Source organism: Oricola thermophila, assembly GCF_013358405.1.
GTDB lineage: Bacteria > Pseudomonadota > Alphaproteobacteria > Rhizobiales > Rhizobiaceae > Oricola > Oricola thermophila.
The window spans coordinates 2,236,969-2,262,331 of record NZ_CP054836.1 but is presented as its reverse complement, the minus strand read 5'-3'; the positions used below and the strand labels follow the sequence as shown (position 1 = coordinate 2,262,331).

At 64.4% G+C, this 25,363-nt stretch carries 28 protein-coding genes; 14 read left to right on the top strand and 14 right to left on the bottom strand.

The window, feature by feature from the left end; all coding sequences use genetic code 11:
- Complete coding sequence (locus HTY61_RS11005; protein WP_175276834.1) at positions 1–333, bottom strand: TraR/DksA family transcriptional regulator; 333 nt, start codon at positions 331–333, stop codon at positions 1–3.
- Between the two features lie 49 nt (positions 334–382).
- On the opposite strand from HTY61_RS11005, the gene HTY61_RS11000 reads away from it, so the two are divergent.
- From HTY61_RS11000 to HTY61_RS10960, 9 genes are all read left to right on the top strand, one after another.
- On the top strand, positions 383–949 hold the full coding sequence (locus HTY61_RS11000; RefSeq protein WP_175276833.1) for an NnrU family protein: 567 nt from the start codon (positions 383–385) through the stop codon (positions 947–949).
- Between the two features lie 83 nt (positions 950–1,032).
- Positions 1,033–1,704, top strand: coding sequence for a tetratricopeptide repeat protein (locus HTY61_RS10995; protein ID WP_175276832.1), 672 nt, complete (start codon positions 1,033–1,035; stop codon positions 1,702–1,704).
- The gene (gene der / locus HTY61_RS10990; protein WP_175276831.1) at positions 1,701–3,134 is read left to right on the top strand and encodes a ribosome biogenesis GTPase Der; all 1,434 of its coding nucleotides are present in this window, start codon (positions 1,701–1,703) and stop codon (positions 3,132–3,134) included. The genes HTY61_RS10995 and der overlap by 4 nt, the downstream gene beginning before the upstream one ends.
- A gap of 123 nt (positions 3,135–3,257) precedes the next feature.
- Complete coding sequence (locus HTY61_RS10985; protein WP_246272782.1) at positions 3,258–4,433, top strand: cell wall hydrolase; 1,176 nt, start codon at positions 3,258–3,260, stop codon at positions 4,431–4,433.
- A gap of 207 nt (positions 4,434–4,640) precedes the next feature.
- Complete coding sequence (locus tag HTY61_RS10980) at positions 4,641–5,048, top strand: AtpZ/AtpI family protein (RefSeq protein WP_175276830.1); 408 nt, start codon at positions 4,641–4,643, stop codon at positions 5,046–5,048.
- 32 nt (positions 5,049–5,080) lie between these two features.
- Complete coding sequence (locus HTY61_RS10975) at positions 5,081–5,833, top strand: F0F1 ATP synthase subunit A (protein WP_175276829.1); 753 nt, start codon at positions 5,081–5,083, stop codon at positions 5,831–5,833.
- A 61-nt stretch (positions 5,834–5,894) separates the two neighbouring features.
- Positions 5,895–6,122, top strand: a complete 228-nt coding sequence (locus HTY61_RS10970; protein ID WP_133283461.1) for a F0F1 ATP synthase subunit C — start codon at positions 5,895–5,897, stop codon at positions 6,120–6,122.
- Between the two features lie 95 nt (positions 6,123–6,217).
- Positions 6,218–6,802: a F0F1 ATP synthase subunit B gene (locus HTY61_RS10965; protein WP_175276828.1), complete on the top strand. Its 585-nt coding sequence runs from the start codon at positions 6,218–6,220 to the stop codon at positions 6,800–6,802.
- 1 nt (position 6,803) lies between these two features.
- A complete protein-coding gene (locus HTY61_RS10960) occupies positions 6,804–7,286 on the top strand; it encodes a F0F1 ATP synthase subunit B (protein ID WP_175276827.1) in 483 nt (160 codons plus the stop codon).
- Positions 7,287–7,354: 68 nt separating this feature from the next.
- Here the strand turns inward: HTY61_RS10960 and rnhB are convergent, their stop codons facing one another.
- The gene (gene rnhB, locus HTY61_RS10955) at positions 7,355–8,023 is read right to left on the bottom strand and encodes a ribonuclease HII (protein ID WP_175276826.1); all 669 of its coding nucleotides are present in this window, start codon (positions 8,021–8,023) and stop codon (positions 7,355–7,357) included.
- Positions 8,024–8,197: 174 nt separating this feature from the next.
- On the bottom strand, positions 8,198–9,361 hold the full coding sequence (locus HTY61_RS10950) for a PA0069 family radical SAM protein (protein ID WP_175276825.1): 1,164 nt from the start codon (positions 9,359–9,361) through the stop codon (positions 8,198–8,200).
- Between the two features lie 141 nt (positions 9,362–9,502).
- Here HTY61_RS10950 and HTY61_RS10945 point away from each other — a divergent pair, with 141 nt between their 5' ends.
- On the top strand, positions 9,503–10,027 hold the full coding sequence (locus HTY61_RS10945) for a glycosyltransferase family protein (protein ID WP_175276824.1): 525 nt from the start codon (positions 9,503–9,505) through the stop codon (positions 10,025–10,027).
- Here the strand turns inward: HTY61_RS10945 and moaB are convergent.
- From moaB to HTY61_RS10925, 4 genes are all read right to left on the bottom strand, one after another.
- On the bottom strand, positions 10,024–10,581 hold the full coding sequence (gene moaB / locus HTY61_RS10940; RefSeq protein ID WP_175276823.1) for a molybdenum cofactor biosynthesis protein B: 558 nt from the start codon (positions 10,579–10,581) through the stop codon (positions 10,024–10,026). The genes HTY61_RS10945 and moaB overlap by 4 nt on opposite strands.
- A gap of 70 nt (positions 10,582–10,651) precedes the next feature.
- Entirely contained in the window at positions 10,652–11,545 is an 894-nt protein-coding gene (locus tag HTY61_RS10935; protein ID WP_175276822.1) for a 4-(cytidine 5'-diphospho)-2-C-methyl-D-erythritol kinase, read from the bottom strand.
- Positions 11,546–11,575: 30 nt separating this feature from the next.
- Positions 11,576–13,363 (bottom strand): tetratricopeptide repeat protein, encoded by a 1,788-nt coding sequence (locus HTY61_RS10930; protein WP_175276821.1) that lies wholly within the window; start codon positions 13,361–13,363, stop codon positions 11,576–11,578.
- Between the two features lie 114 nt (positions 13,364–13,477).
- Complete coding sequence (locus HTY61_RS10925; protein WP_175276820.1) at positions 13,478–14,494, bottom strand: polyprenyl synthetase family protein; 1,017 nt, start codon at positions 14,492–14,494, stop codon at positions 13,478–13,480.
- A gap of 150 nt (positions 14,495–14,644) precedes the next feature.
- On the opposite strand from HTY61_RS10925, the gene HTY61_RS10920 reads away from it, so the two are divergent.
- Together HTY61_RS10920 and HTY61_RS10915 are read left to right on the top strand one after the other, a co-directional pair.
- On the top strand, positions 14,645–14,866 hold the full coding sequence (locus tag HTY61_RS10920) for a putative signal transducing protein (protein ID WP_175276819.1): 222 nt from the start codon (positions 14,645–14,647) through the stop codon (positions 14,864–14,866).
- A gap of 7 nt (positions 14,867–14,873) precedes the next feature.
- The gene (locus tag HTY61_RS10915; RefSeq protein WP_175276818.1) at positions 14,874–15,662 is read left to right on the top strand and encodes a tRNA1(Val) (adenine(37)-N6)-methyltransferase; all 789 of its coding nucleotides are present in this window, start codon (positions 14,874–14,876) and stop codon (positions 15,660–15,662) included.
- Between the two features lie 33 nt (positions 15,663–15,695).
- On the opposite strand, the gene HTY61_RS10910 is transcribed toward HTY61_RS10915, so the two are convergent.
- The 4 genes from HTY61_RS10910 to purD form a co-directional block, all read right to left on the bottom strand.
- Complete coding sequence (locus tag HTY61_RS10910) at positions 15,696–16,667, bottom strand: TAXI family TRAP transporter solute-binding subunit (RefSeq protein WP_175276817.1); 972 nt, start codon at positions 16,665–16,667, stop codon at positions 15,696–15,698.
- Positions 16,668–16,689: 22 nt separating this feature from the next.
- Positions 16,690–18,609 (bottom strand): TRAP transporter permease, encoded by a 1,920-nt coding sequence (locus HTY61_RS10905; RefSeq protein WP_175276816.1) that lies wholly within the window; start codon positions 18,607–18,609, stop codon positions 16,690–16,692.
- A 274-nt stretch (positions 18,610–18,883) separates the two neighbouring features.
- Positions 18,884–19,135, bottom strand: coding sequence for a DUF6455 family protein (locus tag HTY61_RS10900; protein ID WP_175276815.1), 252 nt, complete (start codon positions 19,133–19,135; stop codon positions 18,884–18,886).
- Positions 19,136–19,246: 111 nt separating this feature from the next.
- Positions 19,247–20,521, bottom strand: coding sequence for a phosphoribosylamine--glycine ligase (purD, locus tag HTY61_RS10895; protein ID WP_175276814.1), 1,275 nt, complete (start codon positions 20,519–20,521; stop codon positions 19,247–19,249).
- Between the two features lie 106 nt (positions 20,522–20,627).
- On the opposite strand from purD, the gene ubiA reads away from it, so the two are divergent.
- A complete protein-coding gene (gene ubiA / locus HTY61_RS10890) occupies positions 20,628–21,596 on the top strand; it encodes a 4-hydroxybenzoate octaprenyltransferase (protein ID WP_175276813.1) in 969 nt (322 codons plus the stop codon).
- Here ubiA and HTY61_RS10885 read toward each other — a convergent pair whose 3' ends face one another.
- The 3 genes from HTY61_RS10885 to HTY61_RS10875 all read right to left on the bottom strand — a co-directional run bounded on the left by HTY61_RS10885 (position 21,597) and on the right by HTY61_RS10875 (position 24,800).
- Positions 21,597–22,160 carry a DUF6101 family protein gene (locus tag HTY61_RS10885; RefSeq protein ID WP_175276812.1) on the bottom strand — a complete coding sequence of 188 codons (564 nt, stop codon included), beginning with the start codon at positions 22,158–22,160 and terminating at the stop codon, positions 21,597–21,599.
- Between the two features lie 241 nt (positions 22,161–22,401).
- Positions 22,402–23,811: an FAD-binding oxidoreductase gene (locus tag HTY61_RS10880; RefSeq protein ID WP_343045191.1), complete on the bottom strand. Its 1,410-nt coding sequence runs from the start codon at positions 23,809–23,811 to the stop codon at positions 22,402–22,404.
- The gene (locus HTY61_RS10875; RefSeq protein WP_175276810.1) at positions 23,811–24,800 is read right to left on the bottom strand and encodes an L-threonylcarbamoyladenylate synthase; all 990 of its coding nucleotides are present in this window, start codon (positions 24,798–24,800) and stop codon (positions 23,811–23,813) included. The genes HTY61_RS10880 and HTY61_RS10875 overlap by 1 nt, the downstream gene beginning before the upstream one ends.
- Positions 24,801–24,938: 138 nt before the next feature.
- Between HTY61_RS10875 and HTY61_RS10870 the strand changes: the two genes are divergently transcribed.
- Positions 24,939–25,346, top strand: a complete 408-nt coding sequence (locus HTY61_RS10870) for a hypothetical protein (RefSeq protein ID WP_175276809.1) — start codon at positions 24,939–24,941, stop codon at positions 25,344–25,346.
- The last annotated feature ends 17 nt before the right edge of the window (positions 25,347–25,363 follow it).

Here is a 25,363-nt window from a genome sequence, read left to right as displayed (position 1 = left end):
CTACTTCGCGCATCCGACGCAGTGGCTCGCCATCGGGTCGATGGCGAGCCTGCCGTCGGGAATTTCTTCCCCGCATTCCTCGCAGTAGCCGTAGTCTCCCGACGCGATGCGGCGTTCGGCCATCTCGATGCGCACCAAGTCGCGCTTGCGGGCGCGCTCGGCGGCTTCCGCCATCGCCTGCTGCTGCATTGCGTCCATCCGCGAAAGCCGCCCGACAGCCACCTGGTCCAGTTCCACGGGCGCGCGCACTTCGGCGCTCATGCGCGAGTGCGCTTCTATCTCCTCGCGCCGCTTCGCCAGTCTATGCTTTGCCTTTTCGAGATCGATTGTCATAAAGACAGGTTACTAATCGAAAAAATAGCAGACAAGGGAGATACGATACATGATTGTCCTGATTGTCGGGCTGGCCCTGTTCCTCGGCATCCATTCCGTCCGCTTTGTCGTTCCCGCACTGCGCGAAAATTTGGTGGAACGGATGGGGGAGAACGGCTGGAAGGGCATTTACTCCCTTGTTGCGCTCGTCGGCTTTGGCCTGGTCATCTGGGGCTATGCACTCGCTCGTCCGGACGCGCCCGTCTTCTACGAGCCGCCTGTCTGGACGCGCCACATCGTGATTCTCCTGATGCTGGTATCCATGATTCTCCTCCTCGCGGCCTATGTGCCGGCGGGATTTATCAAGGCGCGGGTCAAGCATCCGATGCTGGCTGCGGTGAAGATTTGGGCCTTTGCCCATATCCTCGCCAATGGCGATCTTGCCACGTTGCTCCTTGCGGGAGCATTTCTCGCCTGGGCCGTGGCGGACCGCATATCGGTCAAGCGGCGTGGCGATCCTGCTTTCGGGAACATGTCCGCTCGCAATGACGTCATCGCGGTTGTCGTCGGCAGCGCAATCACCATATGGTTCGTCCTGCAGCTTCACGCATTCCTGTTCGGCGTTTCGCCGATCTGAAGGCGCGTCGGCGTATCCCCTTTCTTTTGCCGCCAAACCCTGTAGAAGCGGCCAGCACATGAAAGACGAAAACGGCAGCATCCATGTCTGACGACAGTTTCATCCGTGAGGTCGAGGAAGAGCTTCGCTCCGATCGCCTCAAGAACATCTGGGACCGCTTCGGCCCCGTTATCATTGCCGCAGCGATCCTTGTCGTGGTCGCGACGGCGGCATGGCGTGGCTACGAATACTATACCGAGAGCCGGGCGAATGCGTCGGGTGACCGGTTCCTTGAGGCGCTCAACCTGGCGAATGAGGGCAAGGCAGACGAGGCGCTGGCTGAATTGCGGGCGCTTGAGGCCGAGGGTTATGGGGCCTATCCGGTGCTGGCTCGCATGCGTGCGGCCACGGCGCTGCAGGAAAAGGGTGATGTCGAGGGGGCGGTCGCGGCTTTCGATGCCGTCGCCGCCGATACCTCCGCACCGGAAGCCATTCGCGAAATGGCGCGGATACGTGCCGCCTATATCCTGGTTGACACTGGCAGCGCCGCCGATGTCGCCGAACGGGCCGAACCGCTGTCCTCCGACGACCATCCGCTACGCCACGCGGCGCGCGAGGCGCTCGGACTGGCTGCTTGGAAGGAGGGCCGGCTCGGTGATGCCCGGGCACTGTTCAACCAGATCGTCGATGATCCGGCTGCCCCGCGCAATGCCCAGCAGCGGGCGATGATCATGCTTGATCTCATCACCGCATCCGGCGAGGTCGAGGAAGGGTGAGCTTCACCGTCGCCATTGTCGGACGTCCGAATGTCGGCAAGTCGACGCTGTTCAACAGGCTTGCCGGGCGAAAGCTTGCCCTTGTTGACGACACGCCGGGCGTGACTCGCGATCGTCGCCTGCATCCGGCGAAACTCTACGACCTTGCTTTCGATGTCGTCGATACCGCCGGTCTCGAGGTCGGCGATGCCGACACGCTGCCTGGCCGGATGCGCGCGCAGACCTTGCGCGCGATCGACGAGGCCGACGTTGCGCTGTTCATCGTCGATGCCAAGACCGGCCTGATGCCGGATGACCGGACATTCGCGGACATTCTTCGAAAATCCGGCAAGCCGGTCGTCCTTGTCGCCAACAAGGCGGAGGCGCGGGATGCCGAGGCCGGCATTTACGATGCATACGAACTCGGTCTCGGCGAGCCGGTCGGCATTTCCGCCGAGCACGGCCTGGGTCTGGCTGACCTGCGCGACGCGTTGCTCGAGGCTGTCGGCGAGGAACGTGCGCTGGCGCCGGATGAGGAAGAACCGGAATTGGCCGGCGACGGAAGTCTGGTCGGCGACGATGTTTCCGACGACACCGACGAGGAGATTCCGCCATACGATGCGACGAAGCCGCTGCGCATCGCCATAGTTGGTCGCCCGAATGCGGGCAAGTCCACCATGATCAACCGGCTGATCGGGCAGGACAGGCTGCTGACCGGGCCGGAGGCCGGGATCACCCGCGATTCCATTTCTGTCGACTGGGAGTGGAAGGGCCGAAACATAAAGCTCTTCGATACCGCCGGCCTGCGCCGCAAGGCGCGGGTGCAGGAGAAGCTTGAGAAGCTTTCCGTCGGTGACGCGCTGCGTGCGATTCGCTTCGCCGAGGTGGTCGTCATCATGCTAGATGCGCAGATCCCTTTCGAGAAGCAGGATCTGCAGATCGCCGATCTCATCATCCGCGAGGGCAGGGCGCCGGTCATCGCCTTCAACAAGTGGGACATGATCGAGGATCGCCAGCAGGCGCTGGCCGATCTGAGAGAGAAGACCGAGCGTCTGCTGCCCCAGGTGCGCGGCATCCGGGCGGTACCCGTTTCGGGCCAGACCGGCTTCGGCCTCGACAGGCTGATGCAGGAGATCGTGAAGACGCATGAAATCTGGAACCGGCGCATTTCCACCGGCCGGCTCAACCGCTGGCTTTCCGCGGTGGTTCAGCACCATCCGCCGCCTGCCGTTGCGGGGCGCCGTCTCAAGTTGAAATACATTACCCAGATCAAGATGCGCCCGCCGGCCTTCGTGCTGTCGTGTTCGCGGCCCGAGGCACTGCCCGCATCCTATCTGCGCTATCTCACGAACACGCTGCGGCAGGACTTCGATCTCCCCGGCGTGCCTATACGCATGCTGGCACGCGCGGGCGAGAACCCCTTCGCCGGCAGGGCCAGGAAGCGACGCTGACCCGCTGTCGCCGCCCGTGCCGGAACCGCACGCCGGCGCGGTGCCATTAACCGCCTATCAAGGTTAATCGATCATTGTGTAACGCACTGTCGAGTAGAGCAGCGTCCGTTGCGGAGTGTTCGAGTGCGTATACTGAAGTCTCTGGCCGTCCGCCGGCGTGCGGTCGGATTTTCCGGTCCGGCGTTTCTGGCTGCGGCGATATTCCTGTCAAATCCGACTTCCGTGGCCATGCAGGACATTTCCGGCCTGCTGACCGGTGCTGACGATCAGCAAAGCCGCTGGCAGACATTTCTAGTCGCTGCCGCGCCCGGCTCGATCCAGCAGGCCGAGATGCCTTTCGATGTCGATCCCACGGTGACTGGTTCGATCGCCTCGGCCGGCATCGATGCGCCCCGGGTGGGGCGCGTCGTCATCACGCCGCTCAAGCCCGAGATCGCCGACACGCCCGACGAGGATCGCATCAATCGCTCCGAGAAGACGGGGCGCATCGTTTCCGTCGCTCCGGTAGCGCCGCCCAAGGGCTTTTCCGCCGGTTCCGTGCTGGACCGCCACAGTTCGATCCTGCGTCCGGCAACCGACGAGGAAACGCTCATGGCCTTCGTCAGGCCGAAGATCGGCGGCAAGGAGATCCAGATCGCCACCGCATTTCACAAGCGTGCGCCGGCGCGTCGTGACGATTCCGTTCCGACCATGCTTGCAGAACTTGTCACCAACGAGAAGGCGGACGTGCTCGCCACCGCCTATGCGCCGTCGGAACCCGACTTCGCCACGCAGTCGCCCTTCAGCAGTTTGCTGAAGGAGCCGGATGCGGCGGAGGGACGGTTCATTCCGCCGTTGGGCAAGGGCGATCATGCCTGGCTGGCGACGCCGTTACCGGCATCGGCCTTCAGCGAGCGCGAACAGAAGTGCCTTGCCGAGGGCATCTATTTCGAGGCGCGTGGCGAAAGCCTCAAGGGGCAGGCCGCCGTCGCACAGGTCATTCTCAACCGGGTGCGCAACCCCGCCTTCCCGAACACGATCTGCGGTGTCGTCTACCAGAACGATCATTGGCGCAACCGTTGCCAGTTCTCCTTCGCTTGTGACGGCAAGGTCGATCGCGTGCGTTCGCCGAGTCACTGGAAGACAGCGCAGGATATCGCGCTGGCGGTCACGGCGGGCAAGATCTGGCTCGATTCCGTCGGGTCGGCGACCCACTATCATGCCGTTTATGTCCGTCCGCGCTGGGCACGGGCGATGGAGCGTCGGGCCCGTATCGGCCTGCATGTCTTCTATCGCACCTATGGCGGCAGCTGGAGCTGACGCCCGGAGTCGCCTATATTGTCCGCCCGGCATGGGGTCCAAGTCTGCGACCATTGGCTACATTCGGTGCAAGTTATTGATTCTTCGCTGGAAATATAGACTGTTCGCATCTGCAAAGCTGCCTTGACTAGCTAGGGTGGCGAAACTATGTTGCGCGCGACTTCACCGGGGTCGCCGATTTTCCGATGTTCAAACCCGATCAGGCCTATGGCACGCGATAAGGCGCCTGAAACGCCGCACGGGACTGGCAACGCGGAAAATGGCGGATCGGGCGGGGTCGGCGATCTCGAGGATCGGCGCAAGGCGCTCGATGCGGCGCTGTCCGCCAGGGCGGCGGAAACGGGCGCGGGGACGCGGGATCGCAAGACGGGCGGCGGCGCCGGTTTCGCCAATGCCCTGCGGCTGTCGAGCGAATTTGTCGCCGGCGTGCTCGTGGGGGCGGGAATCGGGTATCTGTTCGATCGCCTGGCCGGAACGTCGCCTTGGGGCATGATCGTGTTTCTGCTCCTCGGGTTCGTCGCCGGCGTACTGAATGTCCTGCGCTCCGCCGGTCTCGTGGCGGCGCCCGAGACGAGAACACGGTCCGGCACGTCGCCGGATGAAAACGAGGACTAGCCGCGCGGCGCGCGACAACCGAGGGGTATACGGTGGCAAACGATCCGATCCACCAGTTTCAGATCTCCAAGATCATTCCGATTGAAAATGTCGGCGGTCTCGATCTCTCCTTCACCAACGCGTCGCTGTTCATGGTCCTGACGGTGGCCGCGACCTCCGGCTTCCTGTACCTGACGACGGCCAATCGCGGTCTCGTTCCGGGGCGGTTGCAGTCGATATCCGAGATGGCCTACGAGTTCGTCGCCTCGATGTTGCGCGACGCGGCGGGAACGCAGGGCTTGCGCTTCTTCCCGTTGGTCTTCTCGCTGTTCATGTTCGTGCTGATCGCCAACCTGTTCGGCATGTTCCCCTATTTCTTCACCGTGACATCCTCCATCATCGTCACCTTCGCGCTGGCGATGCTGGTGATCGGCACGGTTGTTATCTACGGCTTCATGAAGCACGGCCTGAAGTTCCTCGGCCTGTTCGTGCCCGAGGGCGTGCCCGGAATCCTCGTTCCGCTGGTCGTGGCCATCGAGGTGATCTCGTTCCTGTCGCGTCCGATCAGTCTTTCGGTTCGTCTTTTCGCCAACATGCTGGCCGGGCACATCACGTTGAAGGTCTTTGCCGGCTTCGTCACTTCGCTGACGGCGATGGGGGCGCTGGGTATCGGCGGCGCGATTTTGCCGCTGGCCATGACCGTTGCTCTGACCGGTCTGGAGTTCCTCGTGGCCTTCCTGCAAGCCTACGTTTTCGCGGTGCTCACCTGCATGTATCTCAACGACGCATTGCATCCGAGCCACTGATCCGTTAACCGGCGGCCAGCCGCCAAGATTATCCGCCAATTCTCATCCAAAGGAGTTCAACATGGAAGCGGAAGCAGCAAAGTTCATCGGTGCAGGTATCGCGTGCCTTGGCATGGGTGGCGCGGGCATCGGCCTCGGCACGATCTTCGGCAACTACCTGTCGGGCGCCCTGCGCAACCCGTCGGCTGCCGACGGCCAGTTCGGCCGCCTGATCTTCGGCTTCGCCGTGACGGAAGCCTTGGGCATCTTCTCCCTGCTCGTCGCGCTCCTGCTGCTCTTCGCAGTCTGATCGCAAACGGGATCGGTGCCGGCCGGCTTGACCGGCCGGTTCTCTATTGGAATCAGGCGCGGCTCCGCCGCGTGATTCTCCGTTAAGGGACGCCCATGTTCGTAACCCAAGCAATTGCCGAAGAAGCCGCCCACGCAGCGGCGGACGCGGCCCACGGCGCGGCCGACGCCGCCCATGGCGGCGGAGCGTTTCCGCCGTTCGATTCATCGACATTCGCTTCGCAGCTGTTCTGGCTCGTGCTGTCGTTCGGGTTCCTCTACTGGTTCATGTCCCGGGTTATCGTGCCGCGCATCGGTTCGATCCTCGAAACCCGTCAGGACCGGATCGCCCAGGATCTCGACAAGGCGCATGAGCTGAAGGCCGAGGCCGATGCCGCGATCGCTGCCTACGAGCAGGAACTTGCCGAGGCAAAGGCATCCGCCAACGAGATCGGCACCAAGGCGCGTGACGCCGCCAAGGCAGCCGCCGAGGCCGAGCGCCAGAAGGTCGAGAAGAAGCTTGCCAAGAAGCTCGAGGAAGCCGAGGCCCGTATCACGGCGGTTCGCGACAAGGCCATGTCCGATGTCGGCACCATTGCCGGCGAGACGACCGAGGCCATCGTCAAGCAACTGATTGGCGGCACGGTTGCCAAGGGCGACATCGCCAAGGCACTGGAAGCGGCCAAGGGCCAGGGAGAGTAGCATGGGTGACGCAACGTTCTGGGCATTCGTAGCCCTCGTCATCTTCCTCGGCATCGTTGTTTACCTGAAGGTGCCGGGCATGATCGCCAAGGCGCTTGATGAGCGTGCCGACCGGATCCGCAACGAGCTGGAAGAGGCACGCAAGCTGCGCGAGGAAGCGCAGGCACTGCTGGCCGAGTACCAGAAGAAGCGCAAGGAAGCCGAGAAGGAAGCCGCCGATATCGTCGAGTCGGCCAAGCGCGAGGCCGAAGCGATCACTGCCGAGGCAAAGCAGAAGACCGACGAATATGTCGTTCGTCGCACCGCGATGGCGGAGCAGAAGATAGCCCAGGCCGAGGCCGATGCGATGGAGCAGGTGCGCAATTCGGCCGTCGACATGGCCGTGGCCGCGGCGACGACGATCATTGGAAAGAAGGTTTCGGGCAAGACCGCGACGGACCTGTTCAAGAAGTCGCTGGACGAGGTCAAGGCGCGGATGAACTGACGCCTCCCGGACGGAACGGATCCAGGGCCGGTCGCCGCAGGGCGACCGGCCCTTTTCTCATGTCTCCGTTATTTCAGCGGCGCGAAGGTGAAACGGTGGACCCGCCTGATACCTCCGTGGATACCGATTGCCTCTCGGTGCGCCTTCGAGCCGTAACCCATGTGCCTTTCAAGACCGTACTGGGGGTGATGCGGTCCGAGTCCGGCCATCATCCTGTCGCGTGTGACCTTGGCGACGACCGATGCCGCGGCGATGGAAAGCGATCGGCCGTCGCCGCGTATGATCGCGCGTGGCGGGGCTGCCAGGGTCAGGCCTGGCGGCACGTCCCGGCCGTCGACAAGGGCACACTCCGCGCGTATGGCCAGCGCGGCGATCGCGCGGCGCATGGCTTCCAGGCTGGCTCGAAGGATGTTCCCGGCATCGATCGACTCTGCCGACAGGCTCGCTACGGAAACAGCCAGCGCTGCATCCATGATTTCTCCATGGAGTCTTTCCCGCTTGCGCGCGGTAAGTTTCTTGGAATCGTTGAGTCCGGATGGCACCCGGTCGGGAGAAAGAATCACCGCGGCCGCGACGACCGGGCCGGCGAGCGGTCCGCGTCCGGCTTCGTCGACGCCTGCCACATGGCGCAGGCCCTGCTTCCAGTAATGCTCCTCGAAACGGAAATCCGGAAAACCGGGTTCGTCGATCCCGTCGAGGGGGAGAAGAGAATCGGGGGACGCATTCGTGGCGGTCATTGTGCGGCGAGACATACCACGAAATAGCGGCGCGTCCGCCCGATTCTCTTCTCGAAGGCCCTGTTATGCGCAAGCTTTCGGACGGGGACGCCTCGGCTTGGCCGGCGGGGCAGGGCCTTGCCGCCGGACGGAACCGCTGGGGATGGAGGGGACGTGCGGTCCGTCCGGCGGGGTCTACAGGAGACTGAGTTGCTCGCTCTCCGGTTTCGGCGCCTCGAACAGGTCGGTGCGCAGCTTAAGCCGCCTGGTGTTGAGGCCGAGCCTCTTCGCCGTCAGTTCGAAGCGACGGGCGATCTGCCAGGCATAGGGTCCGGTGCCACGCATTCTCTTGCCCCATTCGGCGTCGTAGTCCTTGCCGCCGCGCATGGAGCGGATCAGCGACACCACATGCCGGTAGCGTTCCGGATAGTGGCGCAGCAGCCATTCCTTGAACACCGGCGCCACCTCCAGCGGAAGCCGCAGCAGCACGTAGCCAGCCTCGCGCGCACCCATCCCCGCCACCGCATCAAGCAGTTTCTCGATCTCGTGGTCGTTGAGACCGGGAATGACCGGCGCGATCATGCCGGAGGTCGGTATGCCCGCGTCCGAAAGGATGCGGATGGCCTCCAGCCTTCGCGACGGGGTGGAGGCGCGTGGTTCCATGGTGCGCGCCAGCTTCCTGTCCATGGTCGTTACCGACAGCGCCACCTTGACCAGGCCCTTCTCGGCCATTCGGGCCAGGATGTCGGCATCGCGCGTCACGAGATGCGACTTTGTGACGATTCCCACAGGGTGGTTGTGCCGTTCCAGCACCTCCAGGATCGATCGCATGATCCTCCATTCCCGTTCGATCGGCTGGTACGGGTCGGTATTGGTGCCGATCGCGATGGATCGCACCTGGTAGCCAGGCCTCGTGATCTCCTTTTCCAGCAATTTCGCCGCATCAGGCTTGGCGAACAGCTTCGCCTCGAAGTCGATGCCCGCCGACAGGCCCATATAGGCATGGGTCGGCCGCGCGAAGCAGTAGACGCAGCCGTGTTCGCAGCCCCGGTAGGGATTGATCGACCGGTCGAACGATATGTCCGGCGACGTGTTCCTGGTGATGATCGTTCGCGCATGTTCGACTTGTACCTCGGTCTTGAAGGGAGGCAGTTCCTCGAACGAATTCCAGCCGTCGTCGAACACGCTGCGCGACAGCGTCTCGAACCGTCCGCTCGGATTAATCGCGCTGGCGCGCCCCCGGGTGCGATGCTCGTGCTCGCGCAGGCCGGACCGGCCGATCAGGACATTGGCATGTTCGGCGCCGCTGTCCGCCGGGCTTCCGAAGGCTGCCTTGTCCGCCGCGTCGATCACGTCCATTTCGCTTCTCCCGCAGGAATCTGGATTTGTCGGTTCGATGACTATATTCCTAGCGCGAAAGGTGGAACAATACAAGAACAAAATCCGTGGGGCTTTGATTTCGAGGATGCCTCTGCTACCCAGTCCGCCAAAGGTAGCGAGATGGTAACCTTCCTGTTTTTCACGAGAAATGACTCCGCGGCACTGGCGCACTCTCTGGTTCCGCTCGTGCACGATGCGGTCGAGGGCCATGTTTCGGAGGTTGTGGTGGCCGATAGTGGTTCGACCGACTCGACGGCCGATCTCGCGGATGCGGCGGGCTGCCGTATGGTGCAACTGCCGGAAACCTCGCTGCGTGACGTGGTGGCAGGTGCCCGAGCGGACTGGATCGTCGTTCTGGAACCGGGCGCGCGTCTGGCGGAAGGGTGGCACAATGCGGTGATGGACCACGTCATGCGGCCGGAAAGTGCGGCCGCATGTTTCAGGCCGGCGAGGAAGGGCGGATGGTTCGCGCGCATCTTCCGTTCGGTGGCGGCGCGGCGAGGCCCGCTGGCGCGGGGACTGGTCATCGCGAGGGCACAGGCGCTTGCCAATCTTTCCGCTAATGCGCGGTCCGGCGAGGACTTGATTCGCGGCCTGGCCCTGAAGGTCCTGGATGCCGAAATCGAACCGGCGCCGAAAGACTAGGCGGACTTTCCGCCGCCGCGTCTGAGATGCTCGTCGAGCCGGGGCATGATCTCGACGAAATTGCATGGCATGTGCCGGTAGTCGAGCTGCGGCTTCAGGATGCCGTCCCAGGCGTCCTTGCAGGCCCCGGGCGAGCCCGGAAGCACGAAGACGAAGGTTTGGTGCATCAGCCCCGCGGTGGCGCGGGACTGGATGGTGGACGTGCCGATCTTGTCGTAGGAAACGCGGTGGAACAGGGCGGAGAAGCCGTCCATGCGCTTCTCGAACAGCGGTTCGAGCGCTTCCGGCGTCACGTCACGACCGGTGAAGCCGGTGCCGCCCGTTGTAATGATGACTTCCACATCCGCGCGATAGGCCCAGTCCGAAACCCGGTTGACGATGGCGTCCCTGTCATCGGTAACGATGGCGCGCTCGACGAGAACGTGGCCGGCCTCCTCGATGCGCGCGGCCAGGGTCGCGCCGGACCGGTCGTCGGCTTCCGAGCGCGTGTCGGAAACGGTCAGCACGGCAATGCGGACCGGAATGAACGGGCGGCTTTCGTCGATACGGTTCATCGTGTCACTCCCGGTCGGTTTCCCGGCGCGCCGGTCGGCGCTCCGCTACAGGATTGCATGGCGGCAGCAGCTATGGCGTCGCTCCCGTCTCCGTGGCCGTGATCCACCAATCGGGCCTCCGGTGCAAGAGGTCCTTTGCCGCGGCCCTGGCCGCGTTCATGTCGTCGTAGATGCCGAAGCAGGTCGCGCCGGAGCCGGACATGCGCGCCAGCAAGGGAGCCGTTGTTTCAAGCGCGGCGAGGCAGTCCTCGATCTCCGGCGTCAGGCGCGCGGATGATGCCTGCAGGTCGTTGCGCGTGTTCCTCGAGAGCCATGCGGCCCAATCGCCGGCGGAACGCAAACCGGTCATTCCGTCGGCCGGCAGGGGCGGATTGTCCCTTTTCTCAAGTGCGGCGAATACGGCCGGCGTTGAAACGTGCCGGCGGGGATTGGCGAGTACCAGCGCAAGCGACGGCATGCCGGAAAGCGGGCGGATTTCCTCGCCGGCACCGGACGCTACGAGCGGCCGGGAGGCGAGGCACATGGGCACGTCGGCACCGAGCGACACGGCCCGCTCGCGGATTGCCTGCGCCGCCGCATCAGCCTGCCAGTGCAGCATCAGGCCGGCCAGTGTCGCCGCCGCGTCGGCCGAACCTCCGCCGATGCCGGATCCGGCGGGCAGCTGCTTGTCGAGGACGATGGCCGCGGGAGGGGCAGGTATATCGTGTTCGTTCAGCACGTCGCGCATCAGGTCGCGCGCGCGGACGACGAGGTTCTGCGTGGGGGCCTCGCCCGCCAGGGCTGAGGCTTCGGGACCCTCGATATGGAAACTGTCGACCCCGGCCGCGGAAATGCCGATCCGGTCTCCGATATCGGCGAAGACGGCGATGGTTTCGATACGATGGTAGCCGTCGCGGCGCCGTCCGGTCACATGCAGTGCCAGGTTGATCTTGGCCGGCGCAGCGAACCATTGTGCAGCGGACATGACGTTCTATGCGGCCCGGGTTACCTGCGTTCAGCCGCCATCCGCGTCGTCCGGTGATGCGGCCGTCTTTGAGTCGGCACCGTCATCTACCTGACTGACCGCGATTTCCGGCTCCATGCCCGGCGTGTTCGATGCGGCAAGCTTGGCCTTGATCCGGGCGGCTTCCTCCGGCTCGATTTCCATGTCGAGCGCCTGCGCCCATTGGTAGGTCGCCTCCAGCCTGCGGCCGACGCGCCAGTAGGCGTCGCCGAGGTGGTCGATGATGATCGCGTCGGTCGGCCTAAGGTCGGTCGCCTTCTCCAGCTCCGCGACGGCGTCCTCGAACCGGCCCAGACGATAGTAGGCCCAACCCAGGGAATCGACGATATACCCGTCACGCGGGCGCATCTCGACCGCCTTGCGGATCATGTCGAGGCCTTCCTCGAGATTGATGTTCATGTCGATCCAGGAATAGCCGAGATAGTTGAGAACGTCCGGCTGGTCGGGCGAAAGTTCCAGCGCCCGCTTGAACGCCGCTTCCGCCTTGTCCCATTGCTTGGTGCGCTCGTAGGCGATGCCCATGCGGTAGTAGAGCGGCCAGTACATCGGTTCGTTCGTGTCGATGTTGGCGATGGCCCGCTCATACAATGCTGCGGCTTCCTCGTACTCCTTCAGCGAGGCATGGACGCCGCCGAGGGCGAGATAGCCGCGGTACTCGCCGGGATCTTCCTCGATTGCAGCGGCGAGGATTTCCTTGGCTTCCTCGTTGCGATCCATGTCGGCCAGGTTGAGGCCCTTCTGCAGGTGGGCGAGCCGGCCGAGCGGGGAGGTGTCGGGAATGCGGTCGTAGAAGTCGATGGCGCGCTGCGGATCACCGAGCCGTTCCGCGATGCCGCCCAGCTCGAACTGGATCTGCGCGTTTCCGGGCGCCAGCACCCGCGCCATTTCCAGGTAGAGTGCCGCGAACCCCTCCGCCCCGTCGCGGTTGATGGCGGAGCCGATGTTGAGCAGGATTTCCGACGCGCCTGCCGCGGGATCCGCGATCTTGAGCGCCTTGGCCGCAAGCTTGTCGCCCGCATCGGCGAGAGCCAGCAGCGGCGGATTGGCCGGCGCGATCGCCAGCGCCCGCGCTATGATCTCCCTGGCGGCATCCGTATCGCCGTTGCGAGCCAGGAAGCCCGCATAGGATTCGGCAAGCCGCAGATAGGTCTGCGGCGATGCGCTGGCGCCGGTCGTGTCGTTGACGGCGTTGTCGTAGCGTTCGGCGGCTTCCGCCTTGCGTCCGGCGGCATCCGCGATCAACGCGCCATGATAGCTGACGAAAAGGCCGTACCAGTCCGGGCCGTCCAGCCCGTCGAGCAGGGCGAGCGCATTGTCGGTTTCGCCGGCGCCGAACTGCGCCCATGCGCGCATGACCCCCGTCAGCAGGCGCTCCAGGTCGGTCTCTATCGCGAGTATCAGTGCGCTGTCGGCCTGCATGTAGCGCCGCGCGCGGATTGCGTCGATGCCGAGCACCAGCCGCGAGACGCGTTCGATCTGCGGATCCTTCTTGAGTTTCTCGGCGAGCGGCAGGGCCTCGTCGAACTGGCCGTTCGTGACCAGTGCGATCAGCAGTTCCTGCTGGATGGCGGCATTGTCCGGATCGAAGCTGAGCGCGTCGGTGTAGTAGCGCACCGCGGCGTCGAAGTCGTTTTCCGCCCGGGCGGTCTCGGCGGCCAGGAACGCGCCGGCCAGCGAATGTGCGGACACGAGCGCTTCTTCCGGCGCGCGTTCCGCCGCGGCGGGCAGGGCGGCCAGCCCGGCGGCGACTAGAGCAGAAAAGACAAAAATCCGGTTCATCGGGCTACCACTTCAGGAATCGTGTTCACGGCGTTTCTTCGCCTGGCAAATCACCGCGGTAGCATGGCCTTTTTATGGTTGCCGCGCAACGCCGTCGCCGGACGGGCAGGGAGGTCAGTTTATTCGCGAGATGCAGAACTCCACGACGTCCAGCAGGGCATCCTTTTGCGGCGACGGCTTCAGCGGTGCCAGCGCGTCGCGGGCGATCTCGCCGAAATGCCGCGCCCGCTGGATCGTGTCGGGCAGGGCGCCGTATTTCAGCATCAGGCCCCGGGCGTTTTCGAGCGCGGTGTCGTCGTTCTCGCCGTTCTCGAGGCTGCTCTTCCAGAATGCGCGTTCCGCGTCGGTTCCGCGTCTGTATGCCAGCACGACGGGCAGGGTGATCTTGCCCTCCCGGAAATCGTCGCCGGTGTTCTTGCCGAGATCCTTGGCATTGCCACCATAGTCCAACGCATCGTCGACCAGCTGGAAGGCGAGGCCGAGATTGAGGCCGTAGGAGCGCAGTGCCGCGCGGTCGGACTTCGCCGCGCCGGCGATGATCGGGCCGACCTCGGCTGCCGCCGAGAACAGCGCCGCGGTCTTGGCCTTGATGACGGCAAGATACTCGTCTTCCGTGGTCTCCAGGTTCTTTGCAGCGGCCAGCTGCATCACCTCGCCCTCGGCGATCACCGAGGCGGCGGCGGACAGCACTTCCAGCGCATCGAGAGAGCCCACCTCAACCATCATCCTGAATGCCTGGCCGAGCAGGAAATCGCCGACCAGCACGCTGGCCTGGTTGCCCCAGATCATTCGTGCCGTCGGCTTGGAACGGCGCATGTCGCTCTCGTCCACCACGTCGTCGTGCAGCAGGGTGGCCGTATGCATGAACTCCACGCTTGTGGCCAACTTGACGTGGCCCTCGCCGTGATAGTCGAACATCTCTGCGGCTGCGAGCGTGATCATCGGCCGAAGCCTCTTCCCGCCCGAGGAGATCAGGTGATTGGCGACTTCCGGGATCATTTCCACGTCGGATCCGGCCTTGGCCAGGATCAGCTCGTTGACCCGCTCCATGCCGCCAGCGACGAGGCCGATCAGCTTCTCGATGCCGGCTGGTTCCTTCTTGCTCTCACCAAGCGGTATGACGACGCCCAATGCGAATTCTCCCGGTTTGTACCGGCGCCACATTAGAAACTCCGCCACGGTGCGGCAAGCGGCGAATTGGCGCGTTTGTGCGCAGTTGGCGCGCCGTCTTGCACGCGGTGCGGGCTTGTCGCCGCCTGCGCGCCGGCCTATCAGGGAGGGATGGAAGAGCTTCTGCGAACAAACGATCCCGTCACGGTCTCATTCGTCGAGACGCTGATGCGCGAGGCGGGCATTGCCGTGCTCGTCGCGGACCAGAACATGTCCGTGATGGATGGCTCGATCGGAGTCCTTCCGCGCCGCATCCTCGTCGAGGCCGGCCGGATCGACGAGGCGCGGCGGATCGTTCGCGATGCCGGGCTGGAAAAAGAGCTGAAAGACTGAGGCTGCGATGCGCGGGCCGACCGTTTCCGGCGTCGAGACGACAGTCGATGCCTTCCATCGCGGGTCCTTCCATCTCGTCCAGCCGGCCGGCGGTGCGCATCGCTCCGGTGTCGATGCCACAATCCTCGCCGCCGGCGTGCCTGACGGCTTTTGTGGCACGCTTGCCGATCTCGGCGCCGGGGCCGGCGCCGCGGCCTTTTCCGTGCTCGATCGCTGTCCCGGGGCCAGTGCCGTTCTCTACGAGATTTCTCCGCTGATGGCTGCCTGTGCCCGCGCCGGCCTTGTGCTTGAAGGGAACGCGCATCTGCGCGCACGCGCCGAGGTGATCGAGGCCGATGTCGCTCTCGATGGCAAGGCGCGGGAGGCGGCGGGATTTCCGCGCGATCGCTATGACTGGGTGATTGCCAATCCGCCGTTCAACGATCCGCGCGACCGCACCACGCCCAAGGCCGAGAAGGCCGGCGCCCATGTGATGGAGCCGGACCTGTTGGCCCGCTGGATCAAGACGGCCTGCGCCATCGCGCGCCCCGGTGCCGGCCTGACGCTGATCGCGCGGCCCCAATCGCTTGTCGAAATCCTTCAGTCGATGAAGGGGCGTTACGGCGCGGTCACCGTTCTGCCGGTCCACCCGCGCCTGTCGAGGCCGGCGATCCGCATTGTCGTTACCGGCATCAAGGGGTCGCGCAGGCAGATGGAGATCGCATCGCCCCTGTTCCTGCATGACGAGGACGGCGGCAACCGCTACAGCGCCCGCGCCGACGCGATCACCAACGGGCGTGCGGTTCTGGGGATATAGGCCGCCCGGCGATGCCGGGCGACCGAGACGGCATTACTGGCCGACGGTGATTCCCGCTTCCTCGTAATATTTCAGCGCGCCCGGATGATAGGGCGTGGCATTGGCGGGTGCCATCTTCTCCAGCTTCGCGTTCCCGAAGGCGCCGAAGCTTTCCTTCAGCGCAGCGTTGTTCTCGGCGATGATCTTGGTCATCCTGTAGACCAGGTCCTCGGGCGTGTCGGCGTTGGTCAGCATGACCCACGGGATCTGCATCAGGTTCTTGTCGCTCTTCATGCCGGGAATGTTCTCGTTCGCCTTGAACGTCACGATATTGCCGGCCGGCAGGTATTCCTTGAATGCCTTGACGCCTTCCTCGGAATTGTCGAGCGAAACATATTCGAGCCCGCCCTGGCCGGCGAGCTTGGCTTCCACCTGCTTGCCGGCGCCGTTGTTGAGGCTGACGAGCGCGATGTCGACGAGACCGTCGCCGAGCGCGTTGATACCCGCGACGAAGCTCGACACCGGAACCTGCTGGAAGTCTTCATAGGTCATCCCGCCATTGGCGAGCCCGCCGGCAATGTAGAACGGAATGATCGTCGAGGAGGTGTACTCGGAGGCGATCTTCAGTTCCCCCGCCCTGGCCTTGAGGTCGGCGATGGTGTGAATGCCGGAATCGGCGCGAACCATGATCCCGGTTGTCAGCGGGAACATCACTCCGACAAGCCGGATATTGGGATGCGCGCGGTCGTAGTTGCCGGTGCCCGAGAACGCGTATTCCGCTTCCACACCGTTGGAGAAGCCGAAATCTACCTCGCCGTTGTTGATGAGCGGGAGATAACCGACAAGCGGCTGCGTGCGCGCCGTGATGCCGTTGTCATTGGCCACCTTCGCGATGGCCTGTCCCGAGCTGTAGGCCAGTGAGCCCTGTGCGCCGGTGGCCACGGTGACGACCTGCGCAGCGGCCGTCCCCGCCGACAGCAGACCGGCGGCCAGCGCGCCGATCATCAATCTGGCTAATCTGTTCATTGCTTCTTCTCCCTGTGTTGTCTCATTCGATCTGGTTGTCTTCCGCGCCCCCGCGCTTGAGCAGGAACAGCCCGGCAGTCAGCAGGATTACGGCGGCGGTGCAGGCAAGGTGGACCGGCTGCACCGCGGCCGGCAGGTAGCCGATGGGCAGCGCGCCGAAGCCGAGCAGCGCAAGGGCGACACGCATGCCGCTGCCGAGCCGGTCATGCAGGAAGCCGACGATCGCCGCGCCGATCGCGGCGATGCCGACGGCGGACATGACGGCGGTGACGACAATCTCGAAAGTGCTGCCTTCCAGGAGAAGGGCGGGCGCGCCGACGAACACGAAGGGGATGATATAGGCTGCCCAGCCGATCCGCATTGCCGCGAATCCCGTATGAAGCGGGTCTGTTTTCGTGATCGTCGCCGCGGCAAAGGCCGCCAGGGCGACCGGCGGCGTGATCATGGACATCATCCCGAAATAGAGGATGAACAGGTGCGCGGCGATCGGGGTGATGCCGGCCTGCACCAGCGATGGTGCGACCAGCGCCGCCAGCAAGACGTAGACGCCCGACGTCGGCATGCCCATGCCGAGGATGATGCATATTGCAGCCGAGATTAGCAGCAGCAGGAACAGGCTGGATCCGACGGAATTCACGAGCATGAGGGTCAGCGCGAAGCCGAGGCCGGTGATGTTCAGAATGCCGATAACGAAACCGGCCGCGGCGACGATCAGGATCAGGTCGACCATCGAGGTGCCCGTGTCCACGAACACGCGCGCCAGCTTGCGCAGGGTCAGCCGCTCGCCACGGTATCCGCGCAGAAGCCCCACCGCCACGATGGCCACCGAAGCGAGGAGGGCGGAGTCCTCCGGATCGAGGCGCCACCAGAACAGGCCGGCGAGCAGCACCGCGAAGGGAATGAGGAAATGCCAGCCGGCAGCCATCACGTCGCCGAAGCCGGTTGCGTCATCGGCTGACTGGGCTATGCCGTCCCGTCCGGCGATCAGGTCCACCTGGACGAATACGGAGATGTAGTAGAGAACGGCCGGCACGAGCGCTGCCGCGGCGACAGTCGTGTAGGAAATGTCTAGAAATTCCGCCATCAGGAACGCGGCCGCGCCCATGATCGGCGGCATGAGCTGTCCGCCGGTCGAGGCAACCGCCTCGATCGCACCGGCGTCCCGTTTCGAATAGCCGCCGCGCTGCATCAGCGGGATCGTCACCACGCCTGTGGTCACGACATTGGAGACGGCGGAGCCGGATATCGAGCCGAACAGGGCCGAACCGACGACGGATATCTTGGCGCTGCCGCCGCGCGTGCGGCCGGTCGCTGCCATGGCGAGATCGGTGAAGAACGTCCCGCCGCCGGCAGAGAACAGGAGCTGTCCGAAGAAGACGAAGAGCAGCACGATGACTGTGCCGACCCTGAGTGGAGTCGAGAATACGGCAGACGGGTCGAACCCGACATACTGGACGAGCCGGACGGGACTGAGCGCCTTGCCGACCAGTTCGCCCGGAACCCGGTCGGCGAATAGCGAGTATACCAGGAAGACCGCGACGATGATGAAAAGCGTGAGGCCGGCTCGGCGGCGTATGCCTTCCATCACGGCAATCGTCACCACGGTTCCGATCATGGTGATTTGCCAAGGCCTGTAGAACTGTTCCTTCAAGAGCCAGGAAAAGTCCCAGGCTGCGTACATCAGCACGCCGAAGCAAGCGAGTGCCAGTACTGTGTTCGGGATATCGGGCCGGCTCGTTTCCTTTCCGCGCCAGCCGAAGCGCAGGAAGACGATCGTCAGGGCCATGCCGAGCTGGAAGGCCAGATACTGTTCTGTCAGAACGGCGAAGCCGAGCCGTGTCGGGGTTTCGATGTTCCACAGGATGCAGGCGATGCACATGAGTGTCGCCAGCACGGCGATCACGGCATTGACCGTTCGTTCGCCCCGGGCGCGTTCCGTCATTCCCTAACTCCGTTTTGTCGGGAATTCCGCAAGAAACGCGACCTTGCAGCTTCCCCTCCCCAGGCGGCGGTGGCTGCAAAGTCGCCGCCGCGAAGCAGCGAAAGATGCCATCTCGCATCCGTTTTGGCGATACGCGAATTGCAATTTCTTGTTATTGCCACGCAAGGCGATCGTCGAGGGGACGCGCAGGCGTGCGCCTCAAGCGCCGACCGCCGGCGGGATTTCGCCGGTCGGCAGGATATGCCGCGCCCGTTTTTCGCGCGGCTCCGGCTTGCTACTTCCGGTGCAATTCGAAGACCTGGATGTTCGGGCAGAAGGTCGGCGCGGTATCGTCCTTGCCGTCAAGCCACCGGCCGCATTCCTCGCTGTCCCGGCACATGAGGCATGAGCGCGCTGCCGCTTCGAGCCGGGCGCCGCAAGTATCCATCGCCAGCGCCTCGCGGTCGACCTCGAGGCGATCCATCATCGCATCCATCAGGTGCGATTGGCGGTCCATTCTGTCGGCAATACGCGCAAGGATACCCATGACCTTTTCTCCCGGATTCATCTGCGGAAAGGATCGCAGAAGAATGCGCCCGCCTCTTTGCGCTGGATCAAGTGGACGGCAAGAGGGGCGAAGCGATCGGCTGCCGCACTGCTACTGCGCCTTTTCCCGCTCGATTTCCCGCCAGCCGATGTCGCGGCGGCAGAAACCTTCCGGCCACTCGATGGCGTCGACGGCCTCGTAGGCGGTCTTCAGCGCCTGCGTCACGGTCTTGCCCGTCGCGGTGACGTTGAGCACGCGCCCGCCATTGGCGACGAGGTCCTCTCCCCGTTTCGCGGTGCCGGCATGGTAGATCGTCACCACGTCGGGTAGCGCCTTCGGAAGCTTGATGACGGACCCCTTCCTCGCCGAGGCCGGGTAGCCTGGCGCGCACATCACCACCGTCGCCGCGGCCTCGTCGCGCCAGCGCACGCTCATCTCCGAGAGGAGCCCGTCCGCCGCCGCCTTCATCAGCGTCAGCAGGTCGTCCTTCAGCCGCGGCATGATCACCTGGCACTCCGGGTCGCCGAAGCGAACATTGTACTCGATCAGCTTCGGTCCGTTGTCGGTCAGCATCAGGCCGGCATAGAGGATGCCGGTGAATGCCATGCCCTGTTCCGCCATGCCGGCCATCGTCGGCTTGATAATCTTCTCCATCGTTTCGGCGACGAGGTCGTCCGTCATGATCGAGGCCGGGGAATAGGCGCCCATGCCGCCCGTGTTCGGTCCGGTGTCCCCTTCGCCGACGCGCTTGTGGTCCTGCGCGGTGGCCAGGGGCAGGGCGGTCGTCCCGTCGCAGATGCAGAAGAAGGATGCTTCCTCGCCCGTCAGGAATTCCTCGACCACAACTTCGGCGCCGGCTTCGCCGAATGCGCCCTCGAAACAGTCGTCGATGGCCGCGCAGGCATCTTCCACCGTCATCGCGACGGTCACGCCCTTGCCGGCGGCCAGCCCGTCGGCCTTGATGACGATCGGCGCGCCCTTCCGGCGCACGTGGTTCTTTGCCTTCGGCGCGTTGTTGAATTTCTCCCAGGCCGCTGTCGGAATGTTCATCCGGTCGCACAGCGCCTTGGTGAAGCCCTTCGAGCCTTCCAGCTGCGCCGCCGCCGCGCTCGGCCCGAACACGGCGATGCCGGCCTCCTTCAGCGCGTCGGCGATGCCGGCGACCAGCGGCGCTTCCGGCCCGACGACGACCAGCGTCACGCCGTTCACCCGGCAGAAGTCGATGACCCTGGCATGGTCGGTGACGTCAAGGACCACGCATTCGGCCACCTCGGCGATGCCCGGATTGCCCGGCGAGCAGAACAGCGTTCCGAGGAGCGGGGACTCGGCCAGCTTGGCCGCCAGGGCATGTTCGCGCCCGCCCGATCCGATCAGCAATACGTTCATGGCCTGCTTCCTCTTTGCTGGCATCGCGGTACGGCCTCGGCTTTCGCGGGTCAAGGCCTCGCCGCGCCCCCTTGACCTTTGTGCCCCGCCTTGTCACGACACGTACATGTCGGACACCATTCAATCGCGCGAACGACAGGGCCGGGTCGCCGACGCGCCGTCGGGTCACTGGGTCTATCGCCTCCTGCCGCGCCGCCTGTGGCCCCACGCCCAGCTTGCCCGCTGGGACCGGCCGATCGGGTGGTGGTTGTTGTTGTGGCCCTGCTGGTGGTCCGCCGCAATGGCCGGTCTCGCCGGTGCGGGCAACCCGCACCTGGCCTTCGCACCGTTTCCGCACCCATGGCATCTCGCGCTGTTCCTAGTCGGCGCGGTGGCCATGCGCGGAGCGGGCTGCACATGGAACGATCTCGTCGATCAGGACATCGACGAGCAGGTCGCGCGCACGCGCTCGCGCCCGCTGCCTTCCGGCCAGGTGACGCGCCGCCAGGCGAAGTCGTTCCTTGCGCTTCAACTGCTGGTCGGCTTCCTGGTACTGATCCAGTTCAACCTGTTCGCCGTGCTCGTCGGCGTTTTGTCGCTCGCGGTTGTTGCCATCTATCCTTTCATGAAGCGTTTCACGAACTGGCCGCAACTGTTTCTTGGGCTGGCATTTTCCTGGGGCGCATGGATGGGGTGGGCGGCGCTCTACGGCAAGCTGGCCGTGGCGCCCGCGCTGCTCTATGCCGGATCGATCCTATGGACGATCGGTTACGACACGATCTATGCCCACCAGGACAAGGAGGACGACGCGCTGGTCGGCGTCCGGTCCACCGCGCGCCTGTTCGGTGAGCAGACCAAGCCGGCGCTGGTGGCGCTCTACTCCGGCACGCTGGCCCTGTTTGCCGCTGCGTTCAGTTCGGCCGGACTGCCGCCGCTGGTCTATGCGGGGCTGGTTGCCGCAGCCGGACACATGCTGTGGCAGATCCGCGTCCTCGACATAGATGACGCGGACCAGTGCCTGAAACTGTTCAAGGCGAACACGGTGGTCGGCTGGATGGTATTCGGCGGATTGCTGGCGGCGGGGCTGACCGTCTGATCAGTCCCGCGCGATGATCTCGACGCCGTCCAGAACCATGCGAACGCCGAGCGTGCCCATGCGGCGGCGTGCAAGGAAGCGCGGGCGCCGTTCGGCGAACATGGCATGATGCCGGCGCGGATGGCTCTTGTCCCGGATGACGCGCTGCGCGCTCTCGTCGAGGGTGCGCACAACGCCGTCCTCGTCGACCATCAGCATCGGCAGACCGAGCAGCTCGGACCATTGCTGCCAGTCGCGGGCAATGCCCTCGAGATCGTGGCCGACGAAAAGCGGCACGCATAGCTCGGGATCATGATGCATCAGTTCCAGCGTGACCATGACGCTTTCGGGACCGGTATAGATGGCCCGTGCCGCCACGCCGTCGAACACGTTGACCGGCAGCGCGATGTTGAGCGGCAGGCCGGAGACCTCCAGTTTCCGCTTCAGCACGCAGCCGTTCTGATCGACGGTGATGTGTACGTCGCCGGTCTCCGTACGTGTTGCGTAGACCAGCTTTTGCGGAAGCCGGTTGGGGTCGAGCCTGAATTCATGCCCTGCCCAGACCGGTTGTGCACCAGATGCCATGTTTGACGCCTCGTCTGTTCATCCCTGAGAGCTCCGGGCTTTTCGCCTCTTTGCTCCCGTCCCTGTTCGGCCGGCAGGTTTTTTGTTCTGGCGCCGGCCTGGATGTCACACTAGGCGGTGTGCACTGACTTCAGCCTAAGAAACAGCGTTAAAAAAGCATGATCTTTGAGATGGTTAGCGAATTGGAATCAAGTAGCCTCCAATTTTTCGCGAGTCCCGGAACGGGGCAGGTTCCGGGCCTCTAGAGTACCTTGCCGGGGTTCATGATGCCGGCAGGGTCGAACGCCTTCTTGATCCGGCGCATCAGGTCAAGCGCAACCGGCTGCTTGGTTTCCGCCAGCTCGGCGCGCTTCATCTGGCCAATGCCGTGCTCGGCGGAGATCGAGCCTCCATGGGCCCGCACGATCCCGTGCACTGCCGGGGTGATCACCTCGGCAAGCTGCAGGAACACCTTGCGGTCCGCGCCGACCGGCTGGGAGATGTTGTAGTGGATGTTGCCGTCACCGAGATGGCCGAAGGCGCAGATGCGCGATCCCGGTTCGATGGCCAGCACGGCCTTGTCGGCTTCGGCGAGGAAGTCGGGAACGCTGTCGACCGGCACCGATATGTCATGCTTGATCGAACCGCCCTCGGGCTTCTGGCTTTCCGACATGCCTTCGCGCAGCCGCCAGAAATCGGCGTGCTGGGCGTAGCTTTCCGCGATTGCCGCATCGAGCACGAGGCCGTCTTCCAGGCCGTATTCAAGTACAGCTTCGAGCTTGCCGCGCGCATCCTCCTCGGACTGGCCGGAGGAAATCTCCATGAGCACGTACCACGGGTGGTGTTCCCCGAGCGGATCGCGCACCCCCTCGATATGACGGACCGAGAATTCCACCCCGATGCGTGCCATCAGCTCGAATGCGGTCAGTCCGTTGCCGGCTTCGCCGCGCGCCCGCGCGAACAGCGCCAGCGCCTCGGCGGGCGAGGGGAGCGCAACGAAGGCCGTGGCACGGCCCGCCGGTTTCGGGAACAGCTTCAGCACGGCGGCGGTAATCACGCCGAGCGTGCCTTCCGCGCCGATGAACAGGTTGCGAAGGTTGTATCCGGTATTGTCTTTCTTGAGCTTGTTGAGATCGTCCAGGATTTCGCCGGTCGGCAGCACGACTTCCAGCCCGAGGCACAGGTCGCGGGCCACGCCGTGTGCCAGCGCTCCGGTTCCGCCTGCATTGGTGGAGAGGTTGCCGCCTATCTGGCAGGAGCCCTGCGAGCCGAGCGATAACGGGAACAGGCGGTCATGCGCATCCGCTGCCTCCTGCACCGCCTGCAGCACGACGCCGGCCTCCACGGTAATCGTGTTGCCATCCGGGTCTATGTCGCGAATCCGGTTCAGCCGCGCGGTGGAAAGGATGACCGCAGTGCCGCTCATGTCCGGGATCTGCCCGCCGACAAGGCCGGTATTGCCACCCTGCGGCACCACCGGCGTGCCCGTTTCCGAGGCGATCTTCAGGATTGCCGCCACCTCTTCGGTCGTGCCGGGGCGCACCACGGCTGCCGCCTTGCCCGTCCAGCGCCCGCGCGGTTCGCTCAGAAAGGGTTCCGTTTCCGTGCCGGTGAAAACATTGCCTTCGCCGGCGATCTCCTTCAGCCGGGTGACGAGTTCTGTCTTTTCCATCATCCTTCCCTCGGGGCCGCCGCGCGCGCCAGCCGGTCGTTGATTGCCTCGCCGAGACCTTCCATCGGAATTGGCTCCACCGCGATGCATGTAGCGCCGGATGCGTCGAGCCGGCTCATGTAGTCGAAAAGCCTGGCCGCTGCCTCGACCGTGTTACCGGTTTCCGAAAGCACCAGCACGGCGCGGGCCCGGTTCGCGCCCGGGATGCGTTCACGTCCGAAACCGAGAAGCGCCTCGCCGGGCATGACCTCGGTCGCGTTGAGCCGCATTGCGGCATTCGGCGCATAGTGGGAGGAGAGCATGCCGGGTGCCTGGATAGCGGCAGTGGAGCCGGCTCTATCCAGGTTCTGTCCGGTGACGGTCTCGATCTCCTCTGCGGCGATGCCGCCGGGCCTGAGCAGGCGGATCGCGCCATCCTCGACCTTGACGATCGTCGATTCCACGCCGACCTGTGTCAGTCCGCCGTCAATCACTAGGGGAACCGAATTTCCGAGGCTTTCCCTTACCGCCTGCGCGCTGGTGGGGCTGATCCTTCCGGAACGGTTCGCCGACGGTGCGGCGAGCGGCTTGCCCATCGCCTCGATCAGTTCCGCCCCGAACCCTCGGGGTGCACGCACGGCGACCGTGTCGAGACCGGCGGTGACGAGAGGATGGATTGCGTGGCCTTCTTTCAGCGGCAGCACCAGTGTCAGCGCGCCCGGCCAGAAATGTTCCGCCAATTTCCGTGACAGCGGATCGAAGACTGCGAAAGTTTCGGCCATCGCGATGTCGCTTACGTGACATATGAGCGGATTGAAGGAAGGCCGTTGTTTCGACTCGAAAATCCGGGCTACGGCCTCGCCGTTGGTCGCGTCTGCCGCCAGCCCGTAGACGGTTTCCGTCGGGATCGCGACCGTCCGGCCGTCAAGCAGCACGGTCTTCGCCGCGGCCACGGCCTTGCTGCCTGCCGGCAGGACACGGGTTCGTTCATGTGTCGGATTGGCGTTCATGGCTGACTGCTACACTTGGAAAAACGCCTGCGCAACGGAATCGCGAAAACGGTAAAATTTGAACGAAATACAAAACGTGGCTGCAATACGCCTTTGCTATCGTCTTGGTACGGTGTTGAAGCCACGGGGAACAAGCCCATGAACAGACTCGCAAAAATCGCATCCGCCGCGCTGGTTGTCGCCATGCCCGGCACCGCCACGGCCGAGGTTGTCTATTCCATTGAAGAGGACCCGGCGTTTCCGTCGGTGGTCTTCATCGAATACGACCCGTCCACGCTGCCGGAAATCCAGATCGCGCCCGATACGGGATCCGGCCTGCCGATCATTCGCGGCGGCGCGGTCGACGGCTCGTTGACCTCTCCGGTCGGTGGCAGTTCCGCTTCCGGATCGAGCGGGAGCACGAGCAGCTCGGCCGACAGTACCTCCAGCCTGCCGGCGGAGGAACGGGCCGCCTCGCGCATCGAGAGCCTGACTCCGCAGGATGTCGAGGATATCGTCATCCAGCGCGAGATCGAGGACCGCGTTCTGGAACAGATGGTCCGGTAGACCGGCCAGTCATGGCA

Bases quoted from the DNA above. Each gene is read 5' to 3' on its own strand.
- HTY61_RS10950 (WP_175276825.1), bottom strand. From the start codon at position 9,361: ATGGACGTGATCGACGCGGCGGACAAGGCAGCCTTCGGAAGCCCGGCG.
- HTY61_RS10880 (WP_343045191.1), bottom strand. From the start codon at position 23,811: ATGGAAAAGACAGAACTCGTCACCCGGCTGAAGGAGATCGCCGGCGAA.
- HTY61_RS11005 (WP_175276834.1), bottom strand. From the start codon at position 333: ATGACAATCGATCTCGAAAAGGCAAAGCATAGACTGGCGAAGCGGCGC.
- ubiA (WP_175276813.1), top strand. From the start codon at position 20,628: ATGTCGGACACCATTCAATCGCGCGAACGACAGGGCCGGGTCGCCGAC.
- purD (WP_175276814.1), bottom strand. From the start codon at position 20,521: ATGAACGTATTGCTGATCGGATCGGGCGGGCGCGAACATGCCCTGGCG.
- HTY61_RS10885 (WP_175276812.1), bottom strand. From the start codon at position 22,160: ATGGCATCTGGTGCACAACCGGTCTGGGCAGGGCATGAATTCAGGCTC.
- HTY61_RS10995 (WP_175276832.1), top strand. From the start codon at position 1,033: ATGTCTGACGACAGTTTCATCCGTGAGGTCGAGGAAGAGCTTCGCTCC.
- HTY61_RS10900 (WP_175276815.1), bottom strand. From the start codon at position 19,135: ATGGGTATCCTTGCGCGTATTGCCGACAGAATGGACCGCCAATCGCAC.
- HTY61_RS10875 (WP_175276810.1), bottom strand. From the start codon at position 24,800: ATGAACGCCAATCCGACACATGAACGAACCCGTGTCCTGCCGGCAGGC.
- rnhB (WP_175276826.1), bottom strand. From the start codon at position 8,023: ATGACCGCCACGAATGCGTCCCCCGATTCTCTTCTCCCCCTCGACGGG.
- HTY61_RS10905 (WP_175276816.1), bottom strand. From the start codon at position 18,609: ATGACGGAACGCGCCCGGGGCGAACGAACGGTCAATGCCGTGATCGCC.
- HTY61_RS10920 (WP_175276819.1), top strand. From the start codon at position 14,645: ATGGAAGAGCTTCTGCGAACAAACGATCCCGTCACGGTCTCATTCGTC.
- HTY61_RS10960 (WP_175276827.1), top strand. From the start codon at position 6,804: ATGGGTGACGCAACGTTCTGGGCATTCGTAGCCCTCGTCATCTTCCTC.
- HTY61_RS10915 (WP_175276818.1), top strand. From the start codon at position 14,874: ATGCGCGGGCCGACCGTTTCCGGCGTCGAGACGACAGTCGATGCCTTC.
- moaB (WP_175276823.1), bottom strand. From the start codon at position 10,581: ATGAACCGTATCGACGAAAGCCGCCCGTTCATTCCGGTCCGCATTGCC.
- HTY61_RS11000 (WP_175276833.1), top strand. From the start codon at position 383: ATGATTGTCCTGATTGTCGGGCTGGCCCTGTTCCTCGGCATCCATTCC.
- HTY61_RS10965 (WP_175276828.1), top strand. From the start codon at position 6,218: ATGTTCGTAACCCAAGCAATTGCCGAAGAAGCCGCCCACGCAGCGGCG.
- HTY61_RS10935 (WP_175276822.1), bottom strand. From the start codon at position 11,545: ATGTCCGCTGCACAATGGTTCGCTGCGCCGGCCAAGATCAACCTGGCA.
- HTY61_RS10945 (WP_175276824.1), top strand. From the start codon at position 9,503: ATGGTAACCTTCCTGTTTTTCACGAGAAATGACTCCGCGGCACTGGCG.
- HTY61_RS10910 (WP_175276817.1), bottom strand. From the start codon at position 16,667: ATGAACAGATTAGCCAGATTGATGATCGGCGCGCTGGCCGCCGGTCTG.
- HTY61_RS10870 (WP_175276809.1), top strand. From the start codon at position 24,939: ATGAACAGACTCGCAAAAATCGCATCCGCCGCGCTGGTTGTCGCCATG.
- HTY61_RS10970 (WP_133283461.1), top strand. From the start codon at position 5,895: ATGGAAGCGGAAGCAGCAAAGTTCATCGGTGCAGGTATCGCGTGCCTT.
- HTY61_RS10980 (WP_175276830.1), top strand. From the start codon at position 4,641: ATGGCACGCGATAAGGCGCCTGAAACGCCGCACGGGACTGGCAACGCG.
- HTY61_RS10930 (WP_175276821.1), bottom strand. From the start codon at position 13,363: ATGAACCGGATTTTTGTCTTTTCTGCTCTAGTCGCCGCCGGGCTGGCC.